15 protein-coding genes and 1 tRNA gene are annotated in these 11102 nt (G+C 35.1%); 11 read left to right on the forward strand and 5 right to left on the reverse strand.

Translation table 11 applies throughout. From position 1 onward, the window contains the following. The first annotated feature begins 207 nt into the window (after positions 1-207). Positions 208-281: transfer RNA gene (locus OZD63_RS01320), tRNA-Arg, on the forward strand. An 8-nt stretch (positions 282-289) separates the two neighbouring features. On the opposite strand, the gene OZD63_RS01325 is transcribed toward OZD63_RS01320, so the two are convergent. Together OZD63_RS01325 and OZD63_RS01330 are read right to left on the reverse strand one after the other, a co-directional pair. Continuing rightward, positions 290-1240 (reverse strand): complex I NDUFA9 subunit family protein, encoded by a 951-nt coding sequence (locus OZD63_RS01325; protein ID WP_275007910.1) that lies wholly within the window; start codon positions 1238-1240, stop codon positions 290-292. Between the two features lie 50 nt (positions 1241-1290). Beyond that, positions 1291-2820 carry a UDP-N-acetylmuramoyl-tripeptide--D-alanyl-D-alanine ligase gene (locus tag OZD63_RS01330; protein ID WP_274979602.1) on the reverse strand — a complete coding sequence of 510 codons (1530 nt, stop codon included), beginning with the start codon at positions 2818-2820 and terminating at the stop codon, positions 1291-1293. Positions 2821-3003: 183 nt separating this feature from the next. Here OZD63_RS01330 and OZD63_RS01335 point away from each other — a divergent pair, with 183 nt between their 5' ends. The 7 genes from OZD63_RS01335 to mdh are packed head-to-tail and all read left to right on the forward strand — an operon-like array spanning position 3004 to position 6851. After that, a complete protein-coding gene (locus tag OZD63_RS01335; protein ID WP_274979601.1) occupies positions 3004-3798 on the forward strand; it encodes a hypothetical protein in 795 nt (264 codons plus the stop codon). Positions 3799-3820: 22 nt separating this feature from the next. Next, complete coding sequence (locus OZD63_RS01340) at positions 3821-4078, forward strand: hypothetical protein (protein WP_274979600.1); 258 nt, start codon at positions 3821-3823, stop codon at positions 4076-4078. 3 nt (positions 4079-4081) lie between these two features. Further along, on the forward strand, positions 4082-4450 hold the full coding sequence (locus OZD63_RS01345) for an HIT domain-containing protein (protein ID WP_274979599.1): 369 nt from the start codon (positions 4082-4084) through the stop codon (positions 4448-4450). 18 nt (positions 4451-4468) lie between these two features. Further along, positions 4469-4822 (forward strand): NADH-quinone oxidoreductase subunit A, encoded by a 354-nt coding sequence (locus tag OZD63_RS01350; protein WP_274979598.1) that lies wholly within the window; start codon positions 4469-4471, stop codon positions 4820-4822. Positions 4823-4825: 3 nt separating this feature from the next. Further along, positions 4826-5332 carry a NuoB/complex I 20 kDa subunit family protein gene (locus OZD63_RS01355; RefSeq protein ID WP_006279574.1) on the forward strand — a complete coding sequence of 169 codons (507 nt, stop codon included), beginning with the start codon at positions 4826-4828 and terminating at the stop codon, positions 5330-5332. Then, positions 5325-5897 (forward strand): NADH-quinone oxidoreductase subunit C, encoded by a 573-nt coding sequence (locus tag OZD63_RS01360; protein WP_274979596.1) that lies wholly within the window; start codon positions 5325-5327, stop codon positions 5895-5897. Before OZD63_RS01355 ends, OZD63_RS01360 begins: the two co-directional genes overlap by 8 nt. Positions 5898-5900: 3 nt before the next feature. Further along, positions 5901-6851, forward strand: coding sequence for a malate dehydrogenase (gene mdh / locus OZD63_RS01365; RefSeq protein ID WP_253303333.1), 951 nt, complete (start codon positions 5901-5903; stop codon positions 6849-6851). 27 nt (positions 6852-6878) lie between these two features. On the opposite strand, the gene OZD63_RS01370 is transcribed toward mdh, so the two are convergent. Genes OZD63_RS01370 through OZD63_RS01380 form a run of 3 tightly spaced genes read right to left on the reverse strand, consistent with a single transcriptional unit; the run spans position 6879 to position 8741 of the window. Continuing rightward, positions 6879-7646, reverse strand: a complete 768-nt coding sequence (locus tag OZD63_RS01370) for a TatD family hydrolase (protein ID WP_274979595.1) — start codon at positions 7644-7646, stop codon at positions 6879-6881. Then, positions 7643-8131 (reverse strand): RNA pyrophosphohydrolase, encoded by a 489-nt coding sequence (locus OZD63_RS01375; RefSeq protein WP_006279569.1) that lies wholly within the window; start codon positions 8129-8131, stop codon positions 7643-7645. Before OZD63_RS01375 ends, OZD63_RS01370 begins: the two co-directional genes overlap by 4 nt. After that, positions 8124-8741: an AAA family ATPase gene (locus OZD63_RS01380; RefSeq protein WP_275007912.1), complete on the reverse strand. Its 618-nt coding sequence runs from the start codon at positions 8739-8741 to the stop codon at positions 8124-8126. Before OZD63_RS01380 ends, OZD63_RS01375 begins: the two co-directional genes overlap by 8 nt. Positions 8742-8920: 179 nt before the next feature. On the opposite strand from OZD63_RS01380, the gene rsfS reads away from it, so the two are divergent. The 3 genes from rsfS to tyrS are packed head-to-tail and all read left to right on the forward strand — an operon-like array spanning position 8921 to position 10720. Continuing rightward, complete coding sequence (rsfS, locus tag OZD63_RS01385; protein WP_015589391.1) at positions 8921-9238, forward strand: ribosome silencing factor; 318 nt, start codon at positions 8921-8923, stop codon at positions 9236-9238. Then, complete coding sequence (locus tag OZD63_RS01390) at positions 9229-9468, forward strand: hypothetical protein (protein ID WP_265014240.1); 240 nt, start codon at positions 9229-9231, stop codon at positions 9466-9468. The genes rsfS and OZD63_RS01390 overlap by 10 nt, the downstream gene beginning before the upstream one ends. Before the next feature lies 1 nt (position 9469). Beyond that, positions 9470-10720, forward strand: coding sequence for a tyrosine--tRNA ligase (tyrS, locus tag OZD63_RS01395; protein WP_274979593.1), 1251 nt, complete (start codon positions 9470-9472; stop codon positions 10718-10720). Positions 10721-11102: the final 382 nt, after the last annotated feature.

Genomic DNA, 11102 nt, shown 5'->3' on the forward strand with positions numbered 1-11102 from the left:
AACACCAGCTTGCAAATGATTGTCCTTTCCTTCATTTCTCTCCTATTACGAAGATTTTAAACAGGTTCTAAAATAAATAGACTTCTCGCATCCAATTTTGGCAGCGCGCGACACACAACTGCAATGACAAGGTGTCGCAAGATAAACATCATATTCACACGAAGTACTTGACTTCACTTGTACTAAGAAGCATTTTATATATGTTGTGTGCCCGTAGCTCAGCTGGATAGAGCAACAGCCTTCTAAGCTGTGGGTCGTAGGTTCGAATCCCACCGGGCACACTCCTTTATCAATATTTTCTATAAATCTTCAAGTACTCTGGCACCACATTTTCAATTGCTAATGGTCGAACCTTCATTGTTTCAAGGTCAACTGACTTTTCGATTGAACTATTCATCATAACTTTCACCTGATCTTGAGTAAGCATAGGGTTCGTATCTCCGGTTATTGGTTTTAACAGCATAGAAATAATTTTATTTTCTAAAAAGAAAGCTATTAACTTTGCCATTGGAAAAGATACATTGATCAACAAACACTTTCTGTTAGTAACATTCAGAATAAACTTCAATAAGCTTTTGAAAGAGTAAACCTTTGGTCCACCCATGTTATAAATTTTCTTGTCTTGCTTATTAAAACTGATAATACGATATACCACTTCAGCTAAGTCTGTTACACATATTGGCTGAAATTTAGTTGTTCCATTGCCAATTAGTGGTAAGAAAGGAAGAATAGTTGCTAATCTTGCAAATTTATTAAAGAAGTTGTCTTCTTTACCAAATACAAGGCTTGGCCTAATTATTATTGCTTTTTGAAATGCTGAAGTTACAGCTTTTTCACCTTCCAATTTACTTTTGGAATATTTTGACAACTTGCTATTTTCTATTCCCATAGCAGAAAAATGTATCACCATAGGTACATTTTTCATTTTTGCAGCTTTTGCTATCCTTTCAGCTATTTTAACGTGAACAGCGTAAAAATCGTGCTTTTTTGCTTCATATAATATTCCCACTAAGTTTATAGCTACATCACATTCTTCTATACCATCCAGAACTGATTTTTCATCAAAAAAATCGCCTTTAAATATTGATATTTGTCCTAAATTGCCACACAATTTTAAACAAGCAGCTTTTTCCTGATTACGAGTGAATATCTTTATTAAATATCCTTCTGCTGCCAAGCGTCTTACGATGTGTTTCCCTATAAACCCCGTTCCACCAAAAATAATTACACGTTTTGTCACAATTAAAGTTCCTAATAATTTGTTACTGCAAATTAATACAATGATTCCGCTTAATATTTTATTACGAATTCTCGTACAATAAGATCCATTTTCATTCCTCGTGAGCCTTTAACTAGAATTGCGTCATTATTCTGAATAATGTTAGCTAAATCACTTTTCAATTGATTAGAATCATTAAAATGCGTGCCTCTTATATTATCTGGCAAAAGCTCATGCAATTCTAACATAAATTTACCAACTGTATAAACTTTATCTATATTATTTTCTGTGATAATCTTAACCAAATCTGTATGAAACTCTATGCTTTCATCACCAAGTTCCAACATATCACCAAGCAAAGCTACTTTTCTCTGATTAGAATATGTACTCAAAGTTTTTATCGCAGTTTTCATCGAAGCAGGGCTGGCGTTATAGGAGTCATCAATTAAATGTATATATTTTCTATTGTATTTGACCTTATGAATATTGCCTCTACCTTTCGCTACACTAAAATTCTTAAGTGCAAGTGGTAATTTTGATAAATCAAGTCCGAGGCCTTGCACAACTGCTGCAACAGCAAGTAGCGAATAAGCAAAATGCTCACCTTGTACACGTAAATTACAGTTTATAATTTGATTATCACTCAGCCTGATTTTTAAACTTAATCTATTAGCAACTCGGTTTGATGTCATTCCAGCGCGTGACGCTGGAATCCAGTCTTTATTATACAACCGTCTGATATGCTCATTTGCAATTGAACTTCCTGGATCCAAGTAGTCAAGCACTGGGATGACAGAAGATAGTGCTGAAATGACAGAAGATTCATCGTTTCTTATTAAGTTTAGTAAACAAACTTCAGCATTTTTATCTTTACCGAAGCTTATTACATTTCTATTGGCGTGTGATGAGAGATAATCATAATATTTATTATCTCTGCTTAAAACCAAAGTACCGTTATTTTTCATACCATACAGAATTTCTAACTTCGCTTGTGCAACGTCAAATAGTGATGAAAAATTTTCAGTATGTGCAGGTTCGATGTTGGTAATAACTGCAATATTCGGATTACTAATTTTTGATAATTCTTTTATTTCACCAGCTTTATTCATTCCCATTTCAAGAATTAAGTACTGGCAGTTTTTTGGAGCTTTCAGAATTGTCAAAGGCAATCCTATATTATTATTTAAGTTACCTTCGTTTGCATGGGACACCCCATATTGCGATAAAACAGTATGCAGCATATCCTTTGTAGTGGTTTTCCCGACACTGCCTGTAACTGCAATAACTTTAGCATCAATAAGAACATTTCTAATGTAGTATGATGCCATATCGTGCAAAGCTTTCAGGGTATCTTGTACAACCATGAGAGGGAAACTTTTATATTTACCCTCACTCACTATTGCAGCGACAGCCCCTTTTAAAAACGCTTCATGCAAAAAATTATGGCCATCAAAATTCTTTCCCTTGAGGGCAATAAATAAATCACCTTTTTTTATGCTTCTTGTGTCCGTTGAAATATTTGAGCTATGTATCCAATTACAACCATTTACGTCTCTTCCGCCAGTTGCATCAATGATATTATTTGTGTTCCATTTAAACATAATTTAGAGTATTTTTTATAATAAATTGAACAATAAAAGTAGCGAAAATACTACATGTTTTAGACAATGTGCAAATAATGGTTGCAATCCCTATAATTCTATCTTATAATGGATATAGAAGTTTAAATTTTTTCGTCTATAATTAAAATGTATTTAGTTATGGAAACTACCTTGGAGGTATGTATGGCAGAATCTATTTGGGCTAAGATAGGCGGAGCAGTTAAAACAGGTGTAGAAGCTGCAGGTCGGGTGTTTGCTCTTGTGCCTAAAGCACTTATTTACCCTATAAAGAAGCCGTTTGCTTCAACGGGTGAAATGAAACATGATGCTACAGTTTCGTTGAAGAAAGCTGTTGGTATAGATGTACCTGAAGAAGAAAGGGAATATGATCCACCTGCAGAAACCACACAGGCTAGTAAGGATCTTGGTGTACAAATAACAGAGCAAAAGAAAGGGATAGGAAAGGTAAGTTTTTTAGTGTCAAGAACTCTGACGGGAGATATACCTTATTTGGATGATGAACAATTGAATAAAATAAAAGCACTAAAAAGTGAGTATTCAAACATCACTGTACATAGAGAAGAAAATAAAATTGTAATTGAAGTTGATGTTAAGAAAATAATTGAAGACATTAAAACTGACTCTAAAAATAAAGGAAAGAGTCCAGAGGAGATAAAGAAGCTTGCTATTGAAGAAATTAAACAAAAAGTTGACGGTAACCTTAAAGATCTAGCAAAAATTACTGGTGGAGAATTTAAAGTTCACACAGACTTAAAATTGCTGTATGGTACTGCGGAAAAATTGTATAAGGAATATGATAATCAAAAGCAGTCATCAGAAGCTACGAAACCTGCAGGACTTACAAATAGCGAAGGGTTACTAAAGGCTGGTCAGCCTTCAGTAACTATAGCTTCAGGTGAGAAAAAATGGGCGCAAGAAGCTATAAAGCCAGGTAAGTCGCAAAGTTGTGGAATGTAAAAATAAGTTATAGGGGAGTATTATGAGTGAAGCTAAAAAAATAGAGGAAAGACATCATAGTCTCACTGTTCCTGGGGATATGTATCACTTACAACCAGGAGTTATTACTGGAAAAAGGGTGAGTGGAATAGAACCCTTTTTGAAAGAACAGCAGGACATGGTAAAAGTAAGGGAACTTGTAAGCTCTTTAAATCTTGAAGATGTTTCTGGTGAAGCGATGAAACCACTATCTACACCTAATGTAGAGAAAAACGAAGAAAGAGGGAAAGGTCGCTCTTAAAATATGAGCAATGAAGTTTATGATAGCGATAACGTCTTTGCTCAAATATTAAGAGGTGAGTTGCCTTGTGAGAAGGTACATGAAAATGAAAATGTACTAGCTTTTCATGATAAGTACCCTGACGCACCAGTTCATATTTTAGTTATACCAAAAAATCAATATATTTCATGTGATGATTTCATTCTAAAAGCTCCTGAAGAGGAAATAGCGGATTTCTTCAAAACTGTAAGAGAGATAGCACACAAATATAATCTAGAAAAAACAGGATATAGATTAGTCACTAACTACGGTGAAAATGGAGAGCAGGTTGTACCACACTTTCACGTGCATATTTTAGGTGGTAAAAAGTTAGGAAAGCATGTAAACTCATAGTGTTATATGTTTTGTTAAATGAGCGAATATTTAACCATAGTAATCTTTATCTGCGTATCAATTGTAGTATCTTTTGCTTTAGTTATATTGCCTATGTTTCTTGCAGTGAGTAAGCCAGATGGTGAAAAGCTTTCCACATATGAGTGTGGCTTCAATCCACTATCCAGTGCAAGAAAAAATTTTGACATTAAATTTTATCTAGTTTCAATATTATTTATAATATTTGACTTAGAAATTGCTTTTCTTTTTCCTTGGGCTGTTTCTTTATCTAAGATAAGCTATGGTGGATTTTGGTCTATGATGGTATTTCTTGCAATACTCACTATAGGTTTTATCTATGAATGGTGTAAAGGTGCATTAGAGTGGGAGTAGTTTATGACAAATCAAATTCTATCTAATGATGACTGGGGTCGTTATAAAAAAGAAGGGTTTCTTGTCACTAAATTTGGTGATTTAACAGATTATGTAATGAATTGGGCAAGGTCTGGTTCATTGTGGCCAATGACATTTGGTCTTGCATGTTGCGCAGTTGAGATGATGCATACTGCATCCAGCCGTTATGATCTTGATAGATATGGTATAATGTTTCGTGCAAGCCCACGTCAATCAGATGTGATGATTGTTGCTGGCACACTAACTAATAAAATGGCAGCAGCATTGCGCAAGGTTTATGATCAAATGGCAGACCCGAAGTATGTTATTTCCATGGGAAGTTGTGCAAATGGTGGTGGTTATTACCATTACTCTTATTCAGTAGTCCGAGGCTGTGATAGAATTGTGCCAGTTGACGTGTATGTCCCTGGATGCCCACCAACCGCTGAGGCGTTGCTATATGGAATGCTATGCCTACAAAACAAAATAAAACGGACTCGGAATGGATAAAACTGCAAAGTATATACAAAAAAAGACCAAATGCGAGTGCATTCAAAAAGATGATGGCATTATTGTAATATATTCAACTTTAGATGAAATTGAAAAGCACCTATTCTTTCTACGTGATGATGAAAAGTGTAGGTTTGAACTATTAGTTGATATTTTTGGGGTTGACTATCCAAATAGAGAGAAGCGCTTCGAGCTAATATACAATCTGCTCAGCATTGTGCATAATATTAGAGTACACATAAAGCTTCAGTTATGTGAAAGCGACATGCCTCCAAGTGTAGCGAAGATATTTAGTACGGCTTTGTGGTTTGAGTGTGAAGTGTTTGATATGTATGGAATAGAGTTTTCTGATCACCCTGATTTGCGTAGGATTCTAACAGACTATGGATTCAAAGGTCATCCAATGTTAAAAGATTTCCCTCTCACTGGTTATGAGGAAGTAAGATATGATATAGAGACAAAAAAGGTTGTGTATAATCCTATAGATTTACCGCAAGATTTTCGTATGTTTGATAGCTTATCGCCTTGGGAAGGTAAAACCATAAAAGTAAATACAAAGGAGTAGAAAATGACAGTACAAAGAAAAAAAATATCTTTAATCGGTGCAGGAAATATCGGTGGAACTCTCACCCATATGATTGCACTAAGGGAACTCGGTGATGTTGTTTTACTTGATATTAGTGATGGAATACCACAAGGTAAAGCACTCGACATAGCAGAATCATCCCCTATTGATGGATTTAATGTCAATATTACTGGCACAAATAGGTATGAAGATATAAAAAACTCCGATGCAATTATAATAACCGCTGGCATCGCTAGAAAACCTGGAATGAGCAGGGATGACCTCCTGCAAACCAATGCTAAAGTAATGAAGGAGGTTGGCGAAAATATTAAAAAATATTCTCCAAACGCGTTTGTAATAGTGGTTACCAACCCTTTGGATGCCATGGTTTCAGTGGTGCATAAATTTTCAAACCTTCCAACTAATATGATTGTTGGCATGGCAGGAGTGCTTGATTCTTCCCGTTTTCGTTACTTTCTTGCAAGTGAGTTAAATATCTCAGTTGAAGATATATCTGCTTTTGTGCTTGGAGGACATGGCGACACTATGGTACCACTAATCAATTGTGCTTCAGTTGCTGGAATTCCACTTACTCAAATTATCGATATGGGTCTTATCACACAGAAAAAAGTCGATGAAATAGTTGAACGCACTCGCAATGGCGGTAAAGAAATAGTTGATCTGCTTAAGTCTGGATCTGCATACTACGCTCCTGCATCTTCAGCTATATGCATGTTAGAATCATATTTAAAAGATAAGAGGCGCATATTACCGTGTGCTGCTTACCTTAATGGTGAATATGGTGTAGAAGATTTGTTTATTGGTGTTCCTGTAATTATTGGAAAAAACGGAATTGAAAAGATCCTAGAAGTTAAAATGAATGATAGTGAACAAGAAATGTTTAATAAGTCTGTAAACTCGGTGAGAGAGCTGGTGAAATCTTTAGGTTCATAAGCAAATTAATGGTTTTATAGAGCTTCTTTATAGCTCAAACAGCCTAAAAAAGTTGCTTGTGGTTACCTTCGCTACTTGTTCTGGTGACTCATTCCACAACTCTGCCAAACAATCAGCAACGTATTTCACCATTGCTGGTTCATTCTTTTTTCCCCTATAAGGCTGAGGTGATAGATATGGTGCATCAGTTTCGACTAAAACACGCTCGCGTGGTACATTTTGTGCAATTTCTCTGAGTAAGCTCGCATTTTTAAAAGTAATAATTCCAGAAAATGAAATATATAACCCCAAATCTATAGATTGATAAGCAAGTTCTTTAGAGGAAGCAAAGCAGTGCATTACTCCACTAAAAGCACCGGCTTTCATTTCTGACCTTAACATATCGATCATCTCATTATCAGCGCTTCTTGTGTGAATAACTAAAGGTAGTCCAGTTATTCTTGACGCTTCTATATGTAATGCAAAACTTTTTTTCTGATTGTCTTTGTTGTCAGATTTATAAAAATCTAACCCGGTTTCACCGATACTAATTACCTTTTGGTTCTTGGTAAATTCAACTAATTCATCAACATGTATACACTCACCGTTTTCTATAGCAACATCAAGCGGATGTATACCAACAGAGGAGTAGACCTGATCATAGGATGAAGAAATTTTCAATAACTTAGGAACATCGTCAATGCTTACGCATATGTTATGCAAAACCTTTACACCATTTTGCTCTGCCCTTGAAATTACTTTTGGTATTTCATCGTCAGAAAAATAAATCAAGTGGCAATGAGAATCTACTATCATGAGCTTATTGTTGAGGCTTTTATTATAGAAGAAAACTCTTCTATCACTGTTTTATAAACTTCTTTTTTAAATGATATAGCACTGGCTACTAAACTATCTATACCTTGCCAACGCCACTCTTTGAACTCTGGATGACCAGTATAATTAATATCAATGTCCTCATCCTCTCCGCAAAACTTCATTAAGAACCACCTTTGCTTTTGACCAGAATATTTTCCATTCCAGCATATTGGTATAACTTCTTCAGGCAAGTTGTAGTATATCCAATCCTTGCTTTTAGTTATAACCTTTACTTTATTAGTACCAACCTCCTCTAGCAACTCACGTAACGCTGCTTGTTCCAGTTCCTCACCATCATCAACACCTCCTTGTGGCATCTGCCAGTAAGAATCGCTATCAAAGCGTTTTCCAATAAAGGCATGTCCTTGTCTGTTAAATAGCATTATGCCAACACAAGGACGGTACTTATCTTTCTGCTCAACCACGAGTACGCTCTGTTTTTAAATGATTTGTTACAGAAGTTTTAATTAATTTTCCATTTTTTTCTTTCTTCATCTCTTCAACAATTTTCTTTGCAACTTCCTTTGCACTCAAGTTCGAGTTATCAATTTCAAGCGAACCCTCAGGTATAAATAGCCTTTTCCCTTCAATTTTCTTTATAGCAAAATCCGGATCAGTAATTTTATTTTCCTGATATCTCTCTTCTGATTGGACACGTCTTACTAGTTTTTCATTATTACAATGTAATACTACAGAAAAAATTTCCATGTCCATTTTTTTACTTAAATTTACCACTGAGTTATATAATCTTTGGTCACAGGGATCACCCTCTATCAATTCATTTGTAAATATATAATGTTTTGATTTTACGTAGTGTTTTTCCAGTATTGCTAATACATTTTCCCTAACTGCAAAAATTTTTTCCCATAGGTCATCTGGAACTTCAGCGTTTTGTAATTTAACAATATCAAATATAATATTATTGAATAGATTGTTGCTTACTATTACTGCACCAATGATTTTACACAGTTCCTTTGCAGTAGTAAACTTACCACTGCCTGGAAAGCCGATTAAGTAGATGAGAGTCTTGCCCATAATGAATACTAGTAAAAAGCTATTTTCAATTATATAAAAAGTATATACATTGTACATGCTAAAAACATGATGATAAAATAGATGCAGGTAATACCTTTAACAAGTAGTTGCGTTGAAAATAGTTCATATTTAGAAATTTTGAGTATATAATTATAAATGAATCATATAACCTGTAAACAATGCTTAGCGATATGAAATCGATAAGAAGTACAATTGAAGAGATAATAGATCAAAATAAAGGTCATGATATAGTAACTTTTGATGTGCAGAATAAAACCGTTATTGCAAAATATATGATTATTGCATCTGGTGATTCAAGCCGTCACGTTAAAGCTTTAGCTGAGCACGTAATAAAAAGCCTCAAGCCACATGATAAAATAGATGTAGAAGGTATGGATGAAGGCAATTGGGTGGTTTTGAATTTTCAAGGCATAATGGTTCACATATTCAGGCCGGAAGTAAGGGAGTATTATAAAATAGAAGAGTTATGGAATTGATTATCCAGATAGCTGGTACACAATTGCACAAACGTTGTAATTTTGAAGGCAACTCCTGCACAGGTAGTGGTGTCATGAAAGTAGCTGACACTGGAATCCAGTTTTTCATGCAATTTCATCGAAAACGTTGTATAGTGTGCTTGTTTATAATTAAGTTCCAGTGTCTGGGCACTGGCTTCTCTATTAGGGTTACCTTCGGCATTAATGACAGGACAGACTGGGGTTTATAAAATGAAACACGCATCTGAATTTTTAAATTTCATCCAAGAAAGAGGGTACCTATACCAATGTACAAACATTGAAGGACTAGATCAATTATTATTGCAGAGCAATTATATAGTTGCATACATTGGGTTTGATTGCACAGCACCAAGTCTTCATGCTGGTCACCTAATTCAGATTATGATGCTCTGTCACCTACAAAAATTTGGTTATAAGCCGATAGTCTTACTTGGAGGTGGCACAACAAAAATTGGTGACCCATCCTTCAAAGATAAAGCAAGAAGCATCTTGCCTGTAGAGAACATCAATCAAAATACATCCAGTATAAGGAGAATATTAGAGAAAATGGTGTCTTTTAATGACAGCAAGACTGGTGCAATGATAGTAAATAACGCAGATTGGTTGGATAACATAAAATACATAGATTTTTTGCGTGATATAGGAGCTTATTTTTCTGTAAATCGTATGCTAAGTTTTGATAGTGTGAAAACCAGGCTGGATAGAGAGCAAACCTTAAGCTTTCTGGAATTTAATTACATGCTATTGCAAGCTTACGACTTTATTGAATTAAACAAAAAATATGATTGTCGTCTGCAGATTGGAGGGTCAGACCAGTGGGGAAATATGGTAAACGGAATTGAACTTGGAAAAAAGTTGAATTTACCTGAGCTATTTGGCCTTACCATGCCTCTTTTATTAAATGCACAAGGAAAAAAAATGGGCAAAACTGAAAGTGGAGCAGTGTGGCTTGATGATAATATGCTCAAGCCTTACGACTACTGGCAATATTTTCGCAACGTTGATGATCAAGATGTTGGACGTTTTTTAAGATTGCTCACTGATGTGCCAATTGATGAGATTAGAAAATTAGAGTCTTTAAAGGATCAAGAAATAAATGAAGCAAAAAAGGTCTTGGCAACAGAAGTGACAAAAATATGTCATGGTGACAAAGAAGCGGAACTTGCACAATTTGCTGCAATTTCTGCTTTTGAGAATGAAGATAGCTCACTACTTCCTGATTACATCATAAAAAAAGAACAAGTTGCAAGCGGCACATCCTTAGTAGACCTACTACATGACACCGGTTTTGAACCTTCAAAAGGCGCTGCAAAGCGTTTAATACAGGGCAACGGATGCAAGATTAATGATAATGTTGTAAACAATATTGATCATGTAATAAATTTCGAAAGCTTTAAAGATCAGCCATTTATAAAATTATCTGCAGGAAAGAAACGCCATATAAAAGTTGTGGTAGATTAGGTCTCGAAGTAAGAAAACAAATTTTATACAAGTGAGAAATTAGATATGGAGCAAATTTTCAAAATTCGAGAATTATATATAAAACAACTGGAAAGATAGTAGAAAGCGAAATTCTATTATATATAGCTAAAGTGGCTTAGGTTTGCCTACAATTTGAAAAACAACAAATTCGTCATTCCGCTACTCATTAGCGGAATCTATACCGCGAATGAATCCATAACTGTACGGACATTGCAATTTGGGCCTACCAGGAGGGCAATGCCTCTTATCCAGGTACCCTCTTCTTGTCATCCCAGTGCGTGACACTGGGATGGCTTTGTTGCATAGGAACTGAAAAAATCTGGTGGCTGCTGACAAAATTCATTATAAAATAGCCATTTAA

It is taken from the genome of Wolbachia endosymbiont of Drosophila leontia, from assembly GCF_028981785.1.
GTDB lineage: Bacteria > Pseudomonadota > Alphaproteobacteria > Rickettsiales > Anaplasmataceae > Wolbachia > Wolbachia pipientis.